The sequence below is a fragment of the Acinetobacter bouvetii DSM 14964 = CIP 107468 genome (genome assembly GCF_000368865.1).
GTDB classification, from domain to species: Bacteria; Pseudomonadota; Gammaproteobacteria; order Pseudomonadales; family Moraxellaceae; genus Acinetobacter; species Acinetobacter bouvetii.
This window is the reverse complement of the sequence record NZ_KB849725.1, coordinates 117,807-134,471: the sequence shown is the minus strand read 5'-3', so window position 1 is coordinate 134,471 and position 16,665 is coordinate 117,807. Positions and strand designations below refer to the sequence as shown.

Below are 16,665 nucleotides of genomic sequence, written 5' to 3'. Positions count from 1 at the left end.
TCAAAACCGCTGCAATTGCTGCAGCAATTCATCCTCTGTAAACGCGCCGGTTAAACGCAGCCCGCGCACTTCCTGATGCTGCACATCTAAAAACAAATACGTCGGCGGGCCAAGGATATCCCATTGATTCAGCAGGACCTGATGCGCCTCATCGTAATGGCTCAGATCCAGCTTAATGAGATAATAAGGCGCCAAGGCCTGCTGCACCTGCGCTGACTTTAAAATGCGGTGCTCAATAGGCTGGCATGCCACGCACCAGTCGGCATACACATCAATAATCGCTTTTTGCCCGTCAGGTATCTGACGCAGCAGCTGCTGAAACTCAGCCGCAGTTTGCGCCCGGTGCCATACAGCCTGCGCAGAAGCCTGTTCGGCAAAAAAGCGCTGGCTCTGCTGATACTGACTGTATACGGCATAAGGCACAGCCAAACATAAAGCAACGATGTACAGCCATTTCAGCTGCGTGCTGCGCCGGAAAATCTGCCACAGCACGTAGGCTACAAAACTGAGTTCCAGCGCCAGTGACAGCCCTTGCATCCACGCGTCATTCATCAGCGGGCGGACAAAATACAGCGCCAAGCCCAGCATAATAAAGGCAAACAGCACTTTGATCTGGTTCATCCACATGCCGGCTTTCGGCAAAATACGCGACCCCAGCACACTGGCCAGCAGCAGCGGGGTACCCATGCCAAAACCTAAGGTGAACAGCAGCACTGCGCCTTGCCATTGGCTCTGAGTCTGTGAAATAAACAGCAGCGCGCCTGCCAGCGGAGCGGTCATGCATGGCCCCACCAGCAAGGCGGAAACCATGCCCATAACGCCTGCGCCAACAAGGCTGCCGCCTTTTTGCATCGACTGTACATCATCTAGGCGCTGCACCAGCGCGCGCGGCAATTTGATTTCAAACAGCCCGAACAAATTCAGCGCAAAAACAATAAACAGCAGGCTGAAAGCGACTAAAGTGGACGGCTGCTGAAGCCAGCGCTGAAAGTTCAGGCCCGCTGATGACGCAATCAGCCCCAAAACGGCATAGACCATAGCCATGCTGCAGACAAAAGTCAGCGCAATCATCCATGCTTTTAAGCCTTTGCTGTCACGGACGATCAAGGAGGTCAAAATCGGCAGCATCGGCAGTGAGCAAGGCGTAAACGCCAGCAACAGCCCTAAGCCAAAGAACAGCAGCAGGCCATAGGCCAATGAGCTTTGCTGCAGTTTTTCTGACCATATTTGATCTTTGGCCGTCGTAGATTCAGAGGCCGCAGCCTCTTCCTGCCGCACAGGTTCAGACGCTGCAGCGGCGCCATTTTCGGCAGCCAGCGTACTGTTCTGCAGATTGCCTTTGCCGGCTAAATCCAGCAGCTGTTTGGTCTTGCCATGATTCTGCACGCTGACCAAGCCATTGGCATCGGTCTGAAAATCGATGCTTTGCGGCGGATAGCAGACCCGGTCTTTCGCGCAGCCCTGCCAAGTCACATGATACTGCTGCGCCGCCTGTGTCGGAATCTGCAGCTGCAGCTGCCGGTAATACACCTGCACTTGGCCGTAATTCTCATCATGCAGGCTTTCTGCAGGCGGCAGGTTGAGCGCCAGCGGCTGACTGCCCTGCTGCACAGTAATTTTGTGCTGATAAAGATAATAATTCGGCGGAATGTCCCAGCTCAGTTCAGCCTGCTGCTCTGCACTGGAGATGACCGAAACAGGAAAAGCCTCTTCCGCAGAAAGCAGGGCGGTTTCTGCCTGCAGGCCAGCGCTGAAAGCCAGCACGGCTGCAGCTGCGCCATACGCCAATTTATTCATACCAATCGACTCATCCTGAAATCACCTTCAGCTGCAGCTGTTAAAAACTATCTTATTAGAATAAATAAGAAACGCCTAAGCCAGACTGATAGCCTTTATCTTTGCCATTCAAGTCCACGCCCACGCTGGCATCCAGCTGCATACGCTCATTGACGGCATACATCAGCCCTGTGCCCAGTGAATACTCCTGATCTTCACTTTCCGCTTTGCGGAATACAAATTCAGAGTAGCCTGACAGTTTACCCGCAATCTTATATTCAATGGTTGGAATCGCTGAAACGGCCCAGTCGCTGTTCTGCACTTCATAGCGCATGGTTATTGAGGTCTGCAGCAAGTCGCTGTAATTGTACGCCACAGCGGAACTGAGGCTGTAAATATCATCTTCATTGCTGAAACCGTCATTGCCTGTCGCCAAAACAGCTTCAGCTAAAATGGCCATCGACAGCTGTTCATCGTCTAAATCAATGGCTTTTTTCAAGCCAATGCTGACATCTCCCAAACCGTCTTCTTCCATGCTGCGTCCGCCAGCCTTGGTTTTAGACCACGCAGGGCCCTGCCAGCCCAATTGAAGCTCTAACCCTTGCGCGAGGCCTGTCCGCAGCAGCATGTCGCCATTCAATGTGAGATTTTTTGACTTTAGACCCGCTGCGTCAGTGCTTTCCTGATAAGCCGCGCTCGGCAGGCCTTGCTCCCAAGCCAGACGGCCCACTGGCGTAATGCCCGTGCCAAAGCCGGCGCCCGGCCGGTCAAATGAAAATTCCGCAGCCATGCTGTAACTCGTGCTGGCTCCCGCCAGAGCTGCAAATGCAAATGTTTTGATTATTTTACTTTTCATCATCATGCAAATTCTCTGTAATTACTCGAATTCTTTGGTCATTTTGGCGCCATTGCTGCGCAGCAATTCTAAAGTCTGCTTTTCTTCATCCAGTGATTCCGCCCAATTGATTTCATCAAAATCACAATCAAAAAACAAATCGCTGATGGATGAAAGGATGGTCAAGCCATCACTGTCTTTGCTGTTTGGATTCACCTTTTCTTCCAGCAGGCGTTTGACTGCAGGTACGCAGGCGGCGCTGGCGGCATCCCATAAGGGGCCATATAGCTCTTCTGCGTCCCATAAATGCAAATTCACTTTCGCCTGAATCAAGGCCTCTAAAATATCCAGATGCACAGCCAGGCGTTCCTGCTTTTGCTGCGCTGATAATGGCGCGCCAGCTTCATAAGCTTCACACACCCCTTCCCACCATTTAAACAGGCCATCAGACCACACAGAAACCGCAGGCCCCTTATCAAAATCGATAAAATTCGGATTCAGGCCTTCTGCTAAAAGCGACTGAACCTGCTCAAGATTCTGTTCTTCTAAAGCTTGCACAAAAACTTGCTGCTGTGCTGTTAACATGGGAAAGCTCACTTCAAATGATTAATGACTATTATGCCGAATAAACCGCCCTTTGTTTTGACTTAATGTAAACAAGCTGAATTTTCTTTATAAAATCCTGAGGCATAAAAAAAAGCCCCGCAGGGCTCTTTTTTTGAATAACGCTTAAGCGTCTTCATCATCGGTATCAGCATCGGCAAATGCCGGCTGAACCGCACGCGGATTTTCTTTTTTCTCAAACACGTGCTCTAGGCTTCGTTTCAGACGGTCAATTGCGCCATGAATTGCAGTATCGACATTGTGGCTTTTATGGGTAACAACCACAGGCTTTAAGCCCGCTGGACGCGCTTCAATCATGCATTTTATGTCGTCACTGCCGCCCTTGTCCCCATTTTCGTCACTTAAATGCACCGAAAAGTGAGTAATGCGTTCACTATGGCGCTGGAATTCCTGATTCAGTTCTGCACGAACGTATTCGATTAAACGCTCATTATTTTGGATGTTTTTATCTGTACGGATTTCTATGTTCATAATATCATCCTCTAACTTTCTGGATTATCTATAAAATTTTGTGCAAAACTTTCTTATCTTGGCACACTCACACTTGCTGTTTTAAACAGCCAGAACATCTTCAATTTCGTTTGGAACGCTGTCCTCCACATTGAATGATGAACACTTTTATAGTCTGCAGAACTGTGTCCTTATACTTTGAATATCGGGCCTAAGCGGAAAATTTGCAAGTGCTATTTTATGTTTTTTTGAAACCCTTATAAAGTATATGGCTTTCCTGCCGCTGCACGGCATTTCTTCCGCATTTTACGCTGGCCCGCCTCCAGAAAATTGGAAGATAAAAACCTGGCTCATTCGATAAAATTTCAAAAAATAAGGAGTTATCTATATCAAGCATTCAAAATAAAAAAATTAAACTTGAAGTTTTTTTACCTCCAATCATTTTTGGCTTTATTTTTGCTAGAGAATCTGTATGCTTTCAGTGCTTCTCGGGGGAGATATTTTTTAATGAAACTTACACAATTTGTTACTGCATGTGCATTGGCGTCTGCTGCTGCATTGACTCAAGCTTCGCCAGTCGTATGGCAAGACTTCAGCTTAACCGGCCTTTATGGCGACAACTATGAAGTGGGAACTGAAGACCGCACAACAGTAACTGCAGAATATGCGGCTAAACTGAAATATGCAGATGTCTTTTTCTTTGTTGACCAGCAAGTGGACGGCAATGAAGATCATTCTACATATTTAGAATTATCGCCGCGTTTAAGCCTCGGTGAAGTCTCAGGAAAAAAACTTTCTGCTGGCCCAATTAAAGATGTATTAATTGCAACCACGTGGGAACACAATGCCGGATACCGTCAAAACCAAGAATTCAATAACTTCTTGTACGGTGTAGGCTTTGACCTTGATATCCCGTATACACAGTACGCCAGCGTAAACTTCTACCGTGCTGACAATGATATTCTGAAAGATGACTATCAAATGACCATCACTTATGGCGTGCCATTTAAGCTCGGTTCTGAAGATTTCCTGGTTGACGGCTTCCTGGACTGGTCAACTGCTGAAAAAGGCGACCACGCAAGTGAACTGAACTGGACAACTCAATGGAAATGGAATGTCGGCAAGCACATTTCTCCAAAAACCCGCTTATACCTTGGTGTTGAACACTCTGTTTGGAACAACAAATACGGTATTCAGGGCGTAGATCAAAATGATGTCAGCGCTTTAGTGAAATACCACTTCTAATTCCTCAGCGAATTAAAAAGCAAGGCCCAGCGCCTTGCTTTTTTTATGCCTAAGCCCTCTAATAAAAGCTTCTTTTTTCTGCTGTCGTCAGCCATGCCTTTTCAAATCCGCACCGCCACAGAACAAGACTTGCCCTGTATTTTGGCAATTTATAATCCCGAAGTCCTGCATGGTTTCGCCACATGGAATGATCAGGCTTACCGCCTCGAAGATTTCCGGCAAAAACTTCAGCTGTTCCAAAAAAATAATGACCCTTTTTTTGTCATTGAAGATCAGGAAAACTTGAAAATTGCAGGCTATGCGGACTATGCCGCTTTCCGCAATTTTTCCGGCTACCGCCACACCGTTGAGCATTCGCTGTATATCTCGCCGGAATATGCGCGCCAAGGCTTAGGCAAATGCCTGCTGCAGCACCTGATTGCCTATGCCAAACAGCAAGGCAAGCATGTCATGGTGGCTGGCATTGATCATGGCAATGCCGCCTCCATTGCCTTGCATCAGCAATTCGGCTTCCGTCAAACCGGCTATATGCCGCAAGTCGGTGAAAAGTTTGGCGAATGGCGCGATTTGGTGCTGATGCAGCTGGTCTTAGATTAATTTTTCCGGCTTAATCCGCGTTTGAAAGACACTCAGCACTGCTAGATTCTGTCTGGCCGCGTCCCTGTAAAAATCCTGAAGCTGCAGATAAATCAGCTTCAGCTCCGCCAGCCGGATTTCCTGCGCCAATTCTTCAGGCGCTGTCTGCACCACCTCAAACTGATAGCGCTTTTTAAGCTCATCGACACTGAGCTTTTGCAGCTGCTGCTGGATTTCATCTGTCCGCACTACCGTATTATAATGCACCGCTTCAGGATGATCGATCCGTTCCGACAGAGGGTGCTCTGCCTGAATGACGTATTGCAGCGCATTTTGGGCGGCTTGACCTTCAGGATTCAAGGCGCGGTTGACGGCATCCCAAGTATCGCCTAAATAAAGCGACTGCTGGATAAAGGACGATTCAAGTACAGACTGAGCTGTCTCCGCCTCTAAAATCAAAGTTTCTAAATCATTTGGATGAATTAAAAATAAGCTTGCTTCCATCAATTGTCTTCTTGTCATGATCTTCCATTCAGATTAACGCGAAAAAAGAAAAAATATGCTGAGAAATTGTATATGCAGGCCCTTTAGATTTCCTGCTCGCGCTCTGTTTCATGTAAATAATCCATTCTTTTTTTGACAGCAGACGGATGGCGCGCGCGCAATAAGGCAGCATTCAATTCAAATGAGATGCGCGGCATTTCTCTATAAAGGCAACAAAAAAACCGCAATCAATGCGGCTTTTTTTATTTACAGAACTTCATCAATTAAACCGTCAATTCGGCTAAATTTCCTTTTTGTTCAAGCCAATGCTTGCGGTCACTGGAGCGTTTTTTGGCCAGCAGCTTATCCAGCAGCCCAGCAGTAAAATGCGCGTCATCCAAATCCAGCTGCACCAGCCTGCGGGTATTTGGATCCATGGTGGTTTCACGGAGCTGGCTGGCATTCATCTCGCCCAAGCCTTTAAACCGAGTAATTTGCGGGCTTTTTGCTTTGCACTGTTTCAGAATACTGTCCAGCTCTTCATCATCCAGCGCATAATGCACGTCTTTATTGTCATCGATCCGGTACAGCGGCGGCATGGCGACAAACAAATGCCCCTCTTCCACCAAATTTGAAAAATGCTTGACGAACAGCGCGCAGAGCAACGTGGCAATATGCAAGCCATCCGAGTCGGCATCAGCCAATATGCAGATTTTGCCATAGCGCAATTCAGACAGATCATCACTGCCTGGATCGACGCCGATCGCAATCGCAATATCATGCACTTCCTGCGACGCCAGCACTTCATCTGATGACACTTCCCAAGTATTCAAGATTTTACCGCGGATCGGCATGATGGCTTGGAAATTCTTGTCACGCGCCTGCTTCGCAGAACCGCCTGCAGAATCGCCTTCGACAATAAACAGTTCCGACTCTTCCAGCGTATGCCCGACACAGTCAGCCAATTTTCCCGGCAGGGCTGGACCCGAGACAATTTTTTTCCGCTCAACCTTTTTGGCTGCTTTTAAGCGCCGGCCAGCTTTGGCAATCGCCATTTCCGCCAGCTGCATCGCAATCTCTGAATTTTGATTCAGCCACAAAGCAAAAGCATCTTTGGCAATATTTAACACTATGCCAGACGCTTCACGGCTGGATAAGCGTTCTTTGGTCTGGCCAGAAAACTGCGGTTCTTGGAACTTCAGCGACAGAATATAATTCACGCCATCCCAGACATCTTCTGCAGACAGCTTCATATTGCGCGGCAATAAATTGCGCAGTTCACAAAATTCACGGATCGCATCTGTCACGCCTGAACGCAGGCCGTTGACATGCGTGCCGCCTTGCGCGGTTGGAATTAAATTGACATAGCTTTCCTGAACCTGCTCGCCGCCTTCGACATTCCAGCAAATGGCAAATTCCGCGCTGGCGCGTTCAGCCGCGCCTGTTGCGACAAAAGCCGGCATCGGCAGAATTTCACGGTCCTGCAATTCATCCATCAAGTAGTCGACCAGGCCATTTTCAAACTGCCATTCGATTTTTTCGTTATTGATCTCGTCGATGTAAATGATTTGCAGGCCAGCGGCTAATACCGCCTTGGCTTTTAAATTGTGCTTTAACGCTTTTAATGCAAATTTTGGCGAATCGAAATATTTAGCTTCCGGCCAAAAATGCACGCGTGTCCCCGTCGCGCGTTTGGCGCATTTGCCTTCCAGCACTTCCAGCGGCGCTACCGGTTCGCCTTGCGCAAAGGCCATTTTGTGCAGATTGCCCTGACGCTGCACTTCCACTTCTACACGGGTCGACAGCGCATTCACCACGGAAATGCCTACGCCATGCAAGCCGCCTGAAAATTGGTAGTTATCCGTACTGAATTTACCGCCGGCATGCAGCTTGGTCATAATAATTTCAATGCCGCTTTGACCATATTCGGGATGGATGTCTACCGGCATGCCGCGCCCGTTGTCTTCCACAGACAGCGAACCGTCTTTATACACCGTGACGGTAATTTTGCTGGCATGACCGGCCAATGCTTCATCCACAGCATTATCAATCACTTCCTGCGCCAAATGGTTTGGACGGGTCGTGTCGGTATACATGCCCGGACGGCGGCGGACCGGGTCTAAACCAGATAAAACTTCAAGTGATTGAGCCGTATATTGCGTCACGTTGCAAAATTCCCTGCATGATTGGTTAAAAGATTCATCTCAAGCGCTACAGTATATTCTTTTTAGCAAAAAAGCATATGTATCCGTTTGCCGGCGCTATTTCTTTCGCCATTTATCGGTTTTAAACCGCATTTAAGCGTCAAGTTGCGGCGCGCCAGCCTAAAGCCAAACGTCTTTTTGCTCTTTTTTACGGGATTTCACTGCATTTGAACAGATGCCAGCCATCATATTTTTTTCCGCTCCCCCTTAACACTTATGGCTGCCGGATTGATTCAGAGTTTTTTTTTGCGGAGCTGACGTGATCCGATAAAAATTGCAAAATCATCGGAATTTTAGCGGCAAAATCATCCATGCCATGACTGCCCTGCGTTTCACAAATAACCACCGCATTGCTCCCCGGCTGGCTGAAAAAACACAGCGCGTCACGGTAATCCAGCACGTCATCGCCCTGCTGCAGCAGCGCTAAAACGGGTGCAGGCTGGCTCGCTGTTTTGATTGCAGTTTTTTCTAAATCATCCAGCTGCGCATCATCCAGCGACCATTGGGCCGTCACGGCATAAGGCAGCGCCTGATGTGAAAACAGTGCTCGAAACAAGGCCCACGGCTGCATGGCCGGATTAATCAAGACCGCTGGAATGTGATGCCGGGCCGCCAGCTGCAGGGCATAAAATCCGCCTAGGCTGCTGCCGAGCAATGCTGTATTTTCTGGACCCAGCTGCCCAATCAGCTCTGAAACCTGATGCAATGCCAGCAGCGGCGGCTGATTCAAATCCGGCAAGTGCACATGAATATGGCGTGATTTTTCTTCAAGGGATTCATCACAATAACGTTTCAGCATTTGACCTTTAATGGACAAGGCGCTGCTTTGAAAGCCATGCAAATAAATAAGATTCATGCCATATTCCTTGACTCAAACTTGCCCGCATAAGAAGGCGCAGCAATGCGGTGAATACCTCATTGTATTAAAACTGCGTTATCTATTGGATTGTCAGACAAAATAAACAGAACACTGCTGCAAATCTATGTATTTTAAAATGAATTCGAGATGAATGACAAAATAGCAACAAGAAAAGCCATCCCTGCGTTGAAGCAGATCACCGCCTACGCGGGATGCAGAGAAATAGGATAGCAACCAATGCCTAGTTTAACGCCGCTGCATGAAACCTATTGTAAATGGGACCGTACCCCGCCCAGCCAAGCAGATGTTTTAGAAGGCCTAGCACAGCTGGTCACTATGCGTTTCAGCGATGTCGTGCATGACCTGATTCGCAACATTCAGCGTGAACTGCTGATCAGCATCTTTGGCATCAGCGAGCAAAAATCCAAGAAATTTCATAAAATTCCATATGTTGAAAAAATATATCAGCTCACCTACGAAACTTTTTTCAATTATGGAAACTATTTGCTGGCGCCCGGGCTGCGCAGCATTATTGAAAAGTTTCCCCGCCTGCATGAAAAGCAGCTGACACCGACGCTGCATTTTTTAGTGGGCGCGCTGAACGGCGTTTTAGGCGACTATTTGCTGAAATATCATAACCCAATGGCTTTGCCGATGGTGGTGTATGACCATTACGGCGCTGTGCAGAAAGGTGAATTGACTGGGCGCATTACCCTGCTGGTGCATGGCCTCTGCATGAGCCATTTAGACTGGTCAACCCGGAAATACGGCGGCATCGGCGAAAAACTGCTGGCGCAGCGCGATCACAATACCATGCTGTACCTAAACTACAATACTGGGCGGCGCATCTCTGCCAATGGCCGCAGCTTATCCAATACACTGGAAGATTTAGTGCAGCGCAATCCGGGCATTACCAGCATTGACCTGATTGGCCACAGCATGGGCGGACTGGTTTCGCGCAGCGCGCTGTTTTACGGCAAGCAGAATATGTACGGCTGGATTCACCGGGTCGAAAACTTGGTCTGCTTAGGCTCACCGCATCATGGCGCTGTGCTGGAGCGCATCGGGTTTGCCCTGCAGAAGCATTTGCGGCGGATTCCCTTAGGGAAAATTATCGGCCACATTGCCAATATCCGCAGCAACGGCATTTTAGACTTGCGCTACGGCAGCGTGCGGGACGATGACTGGGAACATAACGATGCACGCATTGGCTTGATGGATGACAACCGCAAGCCCGCGCCGATTCCATCCCACATCAATACCTATCTGGTGGCCGGCACCATTGAGTTTGAGAACCGTAAAAACCGCACGCTGCAAGTGATTGGCGATTATCTGGTCAGTGTCAAAAGCGCCTTGGGCGAGCATCCGAACCCGCGCTATCAGCTGAAAGTGCCGGATGCGCACAAAGCGATTTTTTACGGCTTAAACCATTTTGAAATTCAGCATCACCCGCAAGTGGCCGAACAAATTGTGCATTGGTTCTATCCCAATGCTGAGGATATCCACTGCACTGAAATCCATGAGTACATGATGGATTTAAAGCATTTTGAAGGCATCGCCCTGACCTGATCCTGCTGCTGCGGTCAAATAAAAAGCCCTCAATATGAGGGCTTTTTAGCAGTTGAGAGTGTATCTATTCAAGGTTCCGCATTCAGTATTTATCTCTCAGGCGCTTTACTGGCGCTGTCTGATATTTGCGCAGCAGCTGCCACAGGCTGATCAGCGCCAGCACGCAGAAAAACGCCAGCGACCACACCGGCAGCGACTGGCCCAGAAAAGTCCAGTCAACTCTGGCACATTCGCCAGAACCGGTCAGCACTTGCTGAAACACCGATTTTAACGGCAAGGTCTCCAGCCAGTAATCCAAGCCTGGGCCGCAGCTTGGCACTTCATCCGGCGGCAGGCTCTGCAGCCAGACATGGCGGGCAGCCACACCCGCAGACCATAGAATACTCAATGTGCCTAAAAAGGCATACACGCGCTTCATGCCATTAGAAGCGGGGTTATGCAAAAAGGCTATCAGCGAGATTAAGCCGAGCCCGATTAAGCCAATGCGCTGAAAAACACACAGCGGGCATGGATGCAGGCCTTGGCCATGTTCTAAATACAGGGCGAAAGCCATGCCAATGACACTGGCTAAAAACAAAAAACCACTCACGAAGCGATAACTCCATTGCATGGCATATCCTCTTAAGTTTTTATCTGAAATGAGTTAAATATTGTTCAAAACTGATTGATGTATCTTGCTCTAATTCTTGCTGGCGCTGCAGGGACACCTGCGCAGCTTCTGCAAAATAGGCCTGAGTTTCAGCGCTTAGCGGATGCTGTTCATAAGCGCCGGCATGCTGCTGCGCCATATAGCTGCCAAAGCTCCATGTGCCGCCCTGCTTCAAGGTGTCTTCAATCATCTTCGCAGAAAGCGTTTCATCCACTTCATCCACCCGCGACTGCATCACGGCCAATGCATCACGGTACAGATGTGTGGCATAAGCGCTGTCCAGTAAAGCCGATAACGGCTGCATTGCGGTTAAATAGCGGCTGCACCATTCTTCAATCGGGTACGCCTTGCCGTTTTCAGCAATCGATGCATTCGGCGCACGGCCCCGGTTGACGACTTCCGCCTGATTCTGCTCAATAATTTCCTGTTCATCATCCAGCAAGTCCGGACTGTCCTGCAGCAGGCAATACAGCGCCAGCACTTCTAGAAAGCCTGCCGTATTTTCATCAATGCCGACAGGATCATAGGGATTGACATCCACCGCGCGCAGTTCGACATAGCCCACACCGCGCTTCTGCAACGCTTCAGACGGCGTTTCGCCCTCCTGCGGCACCTGCTTAGGGCGCACCAGGCTGTAATATTCATTTTCAATCTGCAGCACATGGTCATTGATTTGAATCGGCTGACCCTGCGCATCATTTAAGCCCAGGCTGCTGAATGGCGCATACGGCGTGTGCACCGCTTTTTGCAGGCCGTCTAAATAGCCGCTGAGATTGTTGTAATGAATGCCCAGCTGTTTTTGCGCAGAATTTTGATAGCCAAAACGGCCCATGCGCAGTGCAGTCGCATAGGGCAAATACAGTGTGCCTTTCAGCAAGGGCAGCAGATGATGCTCACGCCCTGTCATAAAGCATTTGCATACGGATGGGCTGGCGCCCACCACAAACATGACCAGCGGCGTCAGGCGGATAAAGTTGCGGATCAGGCCAAAATAGCGGTGGCTGCGGTAGTCTTGCAGGCTCAGCGCTTTCAGCTGCTCATCCGTTTCCGCATGCTGCAGCGCTTCAAAAAAATGATCGGGAAAAGATAAATTGTAATGCACGCCGGAAATGGTCTGCATGCGGCGCCCATAGCGCACCCCTAGGCCATGGCGGTATAAAGTTTTGAAGCGGCCTACATTGGATGTGCCGTATTGTGCAAGGCGGATGTTTTCTTCCTGATCATCCAGCATGCACGGCATAGACAGCGGCCAGAGCTTTTCATCATTTTCCAGCTGGCGGTGCACCACGGCATGAATATCTTTTAAATAATCCAATGCCTTGCCAATACTGTCTTTAGGCGGTGTAATAAATTCCATTAACGCTTCGGAGTAGTCCGTCGTAATATGCGGATGTGTCAGTGCAGAGCCCAGCGCTTTCGGATGATCGGCCTGAGACAGAAAACCGCTGCTTTGCATGCGCAGGCTTTCGCGTTCTATGCCGCGCAGCATGCCGCTTATATGCGTAGAATCCACCCAAGCCGGTAAAATATCTTGAGAGGTCGATTCGGGCTGACTCATTGCAATCTCGCTTAATGGAAGAACTACTAAAATAAAATCATTTATTTATGCAGTATAACGTGATTTATCTGCTGCACATTATACCCCGCATATTTTTCAGGCAATCTGCGGTTTTATTTTTGCAATTTTTTATCACAAAGTTGCACTATATGACATTTAAAATTTGTGATCTTATTGAAGAATAAATGCTAATAACCCGTAAAATATATGAATTATCAAGATATTTTAGACTTTTGGTTTGCGCCGGAAAACCAGCCCAGCTGGTTTGCAAAGAATGATGCGTTTGATCAAGCCATTGAAAAGCGCTTTAAAACTGTACTGCAGAGCGCGTCCCGCTCAGAACTGTGGAACTGGCGCAGCAGCGCGGAAGGCCGCTTGGCTGAAATCATTGTGCTGGATCAGTTTTCCCGCAATTTATTCCGCAACTCTCCATTGGCATTTGCGCAAGACACGCTGGCGCTGGCCTTAGCGCAGGAAGCCATCAGTCAAGGCCTTGATCAGCAGCTGCGGCCGGAACAGCGTTCATTTTTATATATGCCGTTCATGCACAGTGAATCGCCCCTGATTCATCAATATGCGTTAAAATTGTTTGAAGATCTCGGCAATCCAATTAATCTGGATTTTGAAAAAAAACATAAAGTGATTATTGACCGTTTTGGGCGCTATCCGCACCGCAATCCAGTATTGGGGCGAACGTCCACAGCAGAAGAAGCAGAATTTTTAACCCAGCCCAACTCCAGTTTTTAAATGAACGGTTCGGCCTCTCCCCCCCTTCAACCGCCACGCTTAGGAGGTTAAAGCATGAAAAAATTATTCATTGCGGCCGCTATTGGCGCCAGCTTAATCCTGGCCGGCTGCGCCACCACGCCCTCTAAACCCTTAACTTTTGATCAGCTGGGGCAATTCAGCAGCACCCCGCTGAATGCGCAGACCTTCCGCATCAGCTTTAAAGCCAGCCCGAATATGAGCTATGGCACGGCAGAAGAAATTACCTTGGTGAAAGCGGCGCAGGCCACGGTGCAAAAAGGCTTTCAGTTTTTTAAAGTGCTGGATGATCCAAGCAACCGCACACAGCAGCCGCCGAGGCAGGCTGTCGTTTATCCATCGCCACCACCTTATCCATATGGCTATTACCGCCGTTATCCGGGCTTCTGGCCGGATCCATTCTATGATATGCCGCGGGTGGTCACCTTAGACCCGACGCAAGTGGCCTATACCATTGAATGCTTTAAAACCGAACAGTCAGCGCCCAAAGACGCTTTTGATGCGCGCCTGATTCTGCAGTCTTTAGGCCCGAAGTACGGCCTCAGCAGCACGGGCGAAGTCCTGCCGGCTCCTGAACCGGCTCAATCAAAATAGGAGCGCAGAACGCACTATGCCTATGGATCAAGACCAGACCGCCGTATCCCCGAACCTGCAGCGCAGCAAGCGCTTTGCCACGATTGCCCTCATGACGGCAGTACTGGCCTGGCTTGCGCTGATGGTGGCCGCCAAACTGCTGCCCGAGCATGTCTGGCTGATTCATATTTTGATGCTGTCCGCCGAAGCAGGCGTCGTCGGGGGGCTGGCAGACTGGTATGCCATTACGGTGCTGTTCCGCAACCCGTTCGGGAAAATGCCGATCCCGAAATTTCTGCGTGACCACACCGAAATCATCCCGCGCAACAAAGCCCGCATTGCGGAATCCATGGGCCGTTTTGTGCAGGAAAACTTTCTGTCGCCGCAGGTGGTGGAACGCAGCCTGCAGGATATTGATCTATCGCTGGCGGCCGGCAAATGGCTGGCCAATCCGCACAACAACAAGCAGGTGACTGATGTCATCCAGCAAACAGTGCCGAAAATTTTTGAATTCGTCGGACAGGAGCAAATCGGGCGCTTTATTCAAAGCAACAGCGTGCAATGGGTTAAAAATACGCAGGTGAATCATTTGGCCAGCGAAATGCTGCGCGCTGTGCTGGAAAATGATTTTCATCAGGATGTGCTGCAGCGCGGACTGGATTTGGCGCATGAATGGATGACGCATCATCCTGAACAGGCGGGCGACCTGACCCGCCAGCTGTTTAAAGAGCTTGGCGTCTGGAAGCTGGCCAAAGGCGCCAGCTGGATTGGCATTGATGTGCAGCAGCGCACCATTGACTCGTTAATTGAACGGGTCGAATCCATGCTAGCGGACCCGGAACATCCGTGGCGCAGAAAAATCGAAGAGGCCGGACAGAACCTGATGCTGGAGCTGGCGGATCACCGCAGCCCAGCCAGCATGCGGCTGAACCAGACCAAAGATGCCCTGCTGGACAGCCCGCAGGTGCTGAATTTTATCAGCGGCGCCGTGGTGATTTTATGCGACGCCATCAAAGCCGATTTGCAGAAAGCGGATTCCGGCGTTGCGCAAAACCTGCGCGTGGCCATTCAGCAGGTGGGCGAAAATATGATTTCCAATATTGCCGTGCGCCAGCTGCTGAATGACAAACTCAGCGATGTCGCCATCAGCCTGTCCGGTCAGTACAGTGAAAAAGTCATCCGCTTTATCAGCCAGCGCATTCATGAATGGGATTCCAGTGAAATGATCGGCAAAATTGAAAATGAAGTCGGCGGAGACCTGCACATGATCCGGGTCAATGGCGTGGTGGTTGGCGCCTTTATTGGCCTGATTCTCGGAATTATCCGCGCAATTGTGGAAGTCACGCTGTAACGCGCTGTCCTTGATTAAAATAGGCATCAGGCTTGCGTGATGAATCCATAAAATTTGTACTTTCGCCTGAAAATCGCTAAGCTGGCCGCCGCGTTGCAGCATCCTCAAAATGCGCGGCTAAAATAATATTCCGATTCAATAAAATTATTCCCTGAAATACGGGGACAACAACAATAAGATTGAACTATGCTCAACAAATTCCATGTCTCTGCGCTTTCTGCCGTGTTGACTTTTCCGGCATTGACAGGCTGTCAGCGCATTTCTCAGCACAGCGCGGCATGGCCGGATCAGGTTCTAGCGCTTCTCGGCAAAGAAAAAAAGCCAGAGCTCCATGTGGAAGACACCGCTGAAGTCAGCAAAGCCGCTCAGCTGCGGCTGGAAAAACTGCTGAATCATCTGCCTGCGAATCAGTGGGTCTATCTTGAAAATGCGCAGCAAGGCACGGCGGATCTGCAAAATAAATCGGATCAGAACGTGATTTTATCATTGCGCCTGAATTGCAAAATCACCAGCCAGCGCCCCTCTTTCAGCCTGAGCGGCGCGGATGGCAAGACGCTGCTTAACGCCTATGACGACAGCGCGGGCGCCGTTCAATTTTTACTGGACAACAAAAACTTTGGCAATCCTTTTGATCTGCACCATGCCAAAAAGCTGGAAAATTTTAAATTGGCGCTGATGTCGGCCAAAAACATTAAAATTTTTAATGCATCCAAACTCTATGCCTTCCAAAACAATCAAGCGGAATTATTGCAAAAGCCCGTCAGCTGCCGTGAGCCCTAAAGCATTCCGCTCAGCGCTTATTGCGGCGGACGCATATCCACCAGCAAACCGGCAAATTTGCGCACAAACGGCAGCAAGGTCACGACAATTGGAAAGGCAATCGCCCATGAAATCATCCAGTTGTGCAGCCACAGGGCAATAAAGCCGTCAAACCAGCCCAAGTTGCGCAGCATATTCACACAAGAGATGATGCCGCTCATCAGGCAGGACAAAATAAACGGCACAACAATGGCTGCCCAGCGTGCAGAAAGTTTGGGAATCTTCCCTATAATTTTGGGGCTTTCAGGAGGGGTCTGTTGAGTCATATCGGTCTGGCCTGAAGCACGAATTGATTGCATATTCATATATATCGCCCTCATTCGATATAA

Annotated in this window: 17 protein-coding genes; 7 read left to right on the top strand and 10 right to left on the bottom strand. The window is 49.3% G+C overall.

Going from position 1 to position 16,665, the window contains the following annotated elements; translation table 11 throughout:
- The 4 genes from dsbD to F941_RS00595 all read right to left on the bottom strand — a co-directional run bounded on the left by dsbD (position 1) and on the right by F941_RS00595 (position 3,706).
- Positions 1 to 1,797 (bottom strand): protein-disulfide reductase DsbD, encoded by a 1,797-nt coding sequence (gene dsbD, locus F941_RS00610; protein ID WP_005006682.1) that lies wholly within the window; start codon positions 1,795 to 1,797, stop codon positions 1 to 3.
- Between the two features lie 55 nt (positions 1,798 to 1,852).
- Positions 1,853 to 2,632 carry a transporter gene (locus F941_RS00605; protein WP_026253451.1) on the bottom strand — a complete coding sequence of 260 codons (780 nt, stop codon included), beginning with the start codon at positions 2,630 to 2,632 and terminating at the stop codon, positions 1,853 to 1,855.
- 21 nt (positions 2,633 to 2,653) lie between these two features.
- Entirely contained in the window at positions 2,654 to 3,196 is a 543-nt protein-coding gene (locus F941_RS00600; RefSeq protein ID WP_005006677.1) for an ankyrin repeat domain-containing protein, read from the bottom strand.
- Positions 3,197 to 3,340: 144 nt separating this feature from the next.
- A complete protein-coding gene (locus F941_RS00595; protein WP_005006675.1) occupies positions 3,341 to 3,706 on the bottom strand; it encodes an HPF/RaiA family ribosome-associated protein in 366 nt (121 codons plus the stop codon).
- 486 nt (positions 3,707 to 4,192) lie between these two features.
- Between F941_RS00595 and F941_RS00590 the strand changes: the two genes are divergently transcribed.
- Positions 4,193 to 4,930, top strand: coding sequence for an outer membrane protein OmpK (locus tag F941_RS00590; RefSeq protein WP_005006673.1), 738 nt, complete (start codon positions 4,193 to 4,195; stop codon positions 4,928 to 4,930).
- A 93-nt stretch (positions 4,931 to 5,023) separates the two neighbouring features.
- Positions 5,024 to 5,527: a GNAT family N-acetyltransferase gene (locus F941_RS00585; RefSeq protein ID WP_005006672.1), complete on the top strand. Its 504-nt coding sequence runs from the start codon at positions 5,024 to 5,026 to the stop codon at positions 5,525 to 5,527.
- On the opposite strand, the gene F941_RS00580 is transcribed toward F941_RS00585, so the two are convergent.
- From F941_RS00580 to F941_RS00570, 3 genes are all read right to left on the bottom strand, one after another.
- On the bottom strand, positions 5,519 to 6,028 hold the full coding sequence (locus F941_RS00580; protein ID WP_005006671.1) for a DUF1877 family protein: 510 nt from the start codon (positions 6,026 to 6,028) through the stop codon (positions 5,519 to 5,521). The two genes, F941_RS00585 and F941_RS00580, sit on opposite strands and share 9 nt — an antisense overlap.
- A 245-nt stretch (positions 6,029 to 6,273) precedes the next feature.
- Positions 6,274 to 8,154, bottom strand: a complete 1,881-nt coding sequence (gene parE, locus F941_RS00575) for a DNA topoisomerase IV subunit B (RefSeq protein WP_005006670.1) — start codon at positions 8,152 to 8,154, stop codon at positions 6,274 to 6,276.
- 253 nt (positions 8,155 to 8,407) lie between these two features.
- Positions 8,408 to 9,049, bottom strand: coding sequence for a YqiA/YcfP family alpha/beta fold hydrolase (locus F941_RS00570; protein ID WP_005006669.1), 642 nt, complete (start codon positions 9,047 to 9,049; stop codon positions 8,408 to 8,410).
- A gap of 240 nt (positions 9,050 to 9,289) precedes the next feature.
- Between F941_RS00570 and F941_RS00565 the strand changes: the two genes are divergently transcribed.
- Positions 9,290 to 10,621 carry a PGAP1-like alpha/beta domain-containing protein gene (locus tag F941_RS00565; protein ID WP_005006668.1) on the top strand — a complete coding sequence of 444 codons (1,332 nt, stop codon included), beginning with the start codon at positions 9,290 to 9,292 and terminating at the stop codon, positions 10,619 to 10,621.
- 82 nt (positions 10,622 to 10,703) lie between these two features.
- On the opposite strand, the gene F941_RS00560 is transcribed toward F941_RS00565, so the two are convergent.
- Together F941_RS00560 and gshA are read right to left on the bottom strand one after the other, a co-directional pair.
- Positions 10,704 to 11,231, bottom strand: a complete 528-nt coding sequence (locus F941_RS00560; protein WP_005006661.1) for a disulfide bond formation protein B — start codon at positions 11,229 to 11,231, stop codon at positions 10,704 to 10,706.
- A 19-nt stretch (positions 11,232 to 11,250) separates the two neighbouring features.
- Positions 11,251 to 12,828 (bottom strand): glutamate--cysteine ligase, encoded by a 1,578-nt coding sequence (gene gshA / locus F941_RS00555; protein WP_005006653.1) that lies wholly within the window; start codon positions 12,826 to 12,828, stop codon positions 11,251 to 11,253.
- Positions 12,829 to 13,035: 207 nt separating this feature from the next.
- Here gshA and F941_RS00550 point away from each other — a divergent pair, with 207 nt between their 5' ends.
- The 4 genes from F941_RS00550 (at position 13,036) to F941_RS00535 (ending at position 16,297) form a co-directional block, all read left to right on the top strand.
- Positions 13,036 to 13,575: a DUF924 family protein gene (locus F941_RS00550; protein WP_005006652.1), complete on the top strand. Its 540-nt coding sequence runs from the start codon at positions 13,036 to 13,038 to the stop codon at positions 13,573 to 13,575.
- Between the two features lie 54 nt (positions 13,576 to 13,629).
- Positions 13,630 to 14,187 carry a CC0125/CC1285 family lipoprotein gene (locus F941_RS00545; protein ID WP_005006651.1) on the top strand — a complete coding sequence of 186 codons (558 nt, stop codon included), beginning with the start codon at positions 13,630 to 13,632 and terminating at the stop codon, positions 14,185 to 14,187.
- Positions 14,188 to 14,209: 22 nt separating this feature from the next.
- Positions 14,210 to 15,517, top strand: coding sequence for a DUF445 domain-containing protein (locus F941_RS00540; protein WP_018573047.1), 1,308 nt, complete (start codon positions 14,210 to 14,212; stop codon positions 15,515 to 15,517).
- A gap of 186 nt (positions 15,518 to 15,703) precedes the next feature.
- Entirely contained in the window at positions 15,704 to 16,297 is a 594-nt protein-coding gene (locus F941_RS00535; protein WP_005006649.1) for a hypothetical protein, read from the top strand.
- Between the two features lie 17 nt (positions 16,298 to 16,314).
- Here the strand turns inward: F941_RS00535 and F941_RS00530 are convergent, their stop codons facing one another.
- Positions 16,315 to 16,641, bottom strand: a complete 327-nt coding sequence (locus F941_RS00530; protein ID WP_005006648.1) for a DUF2798 domain-containing protein — start codon at positions 16,639 to 16,641, stop codon at positions 16,315 to 16,317.
- Between the last annotated feature and the right edge of the window lie 24 nt (positions 16,642 to 16,665).